Source organism: Mesorhizobium sp. LNHC229A00 (assembly GCF_000502415.1).
Classification (GTDB): Bacteria; Pseudomonadota; Alphaproteobacteria; order Rhizobiales; family Rhizobiaceae; genus Mesorhizobium.
Genome location: NZ_AYWQ01000118.1, coordinates 1 through 832, shown reverse-complemented (window position 1 = coordinate 832; position 832 = coordinate 1). Strand labels below are relative to the sequence as shown.

Genomic DNA, 832 nt, shown 5'->3' with positions numbered 1-832 from the left:
TTCGGGCTTCTCGGCAACCTGACCTGCAACATCAAGGGCAACATCTCCATCAATACCGGGGAGAGGATCTACCACGTCCCGGGCCAGGAACATTATTGGGAGACCAAGATCAGCGCTCAGTACGGCGAGCGGTGGTTCTGCAGCGAGGCCGAGGCAAGAGCGGCCGGCTGGCGCAAAGCGAGGCGATAGTAAATGGAGGGCAATCCGGTTGTCGTTTCCAGCATCATCGAAGATGCATTCCTAATATCATGCCTTGTTCTCGCGTTACAGAACGCAGAACAGGCGATAAAGAGAAATTCAGAGGTCGATAACTTCTTAGACGATTGCCAGACGAGTATCGAGGCCATGCTTCTTAAAAGGCTACTTACCACTGCTGGCATGATCCGGAACTTGGTGTTTGAAAAGTATCCACCGGAGATGAGAAGCGACGAATGGCGGCAGTTCGCGGAAAGAGAGGTTGGATTGCTTTCCAGGGATGGTCGAGATCCCACCCCGCTGCATTTCTACGATAGCTGCAACAAGATCCTGCATCACCGCAGCTATTCATTCCCAGCGTCCGATCAGCTGTCTGATATGAAAGCGCGGTCGAGCCTCAGCTTACAGGACTGCGCCCAGTTCTCTGGGGCGCGGCAAAAGAGCGAGTGGCACGCGATCATCAATTTACACAAGTTTGCTTCAGCTGCCTGGGTCTGCGCTGACATCGATATCAGGGTCTGACATGGCTTCGTACTCAGCATCCGAACTCAAGTATGCTCGACCAATCGCGAATGCTTTGATAGAGCGCGCCGATTTTCGTCGCTGGTTTATGCGAGGAACGCCGTATGAGGTTGGG

At 53.6% G+C, this 832-nt stretch carries 1 protein-coding gene and 1 pseudogene; both read left to right on the top strand.

Translation table 11 applies throughout. From position 1 onward, the window contains the following. A pseudogene (locus X742_RS1000000175150) lies at nucleotides 1-189 on the top strand (hypothetical protein); the annotation flags it as partial. A 3-nt stretch (nucleotides 190-192) separates the two neighbouring features. Then, a complete protein-coding gene (locus tag X742_RS140345; protein WP_023775642.1) occupies nucleotides 193-717 on the top strand; it encodes a hypothetical protein in 525 nt (174 codons plus the stop codon). The last annotated feature ends 115 nt before the right edge of the window (nucleotides 718-832 follow it).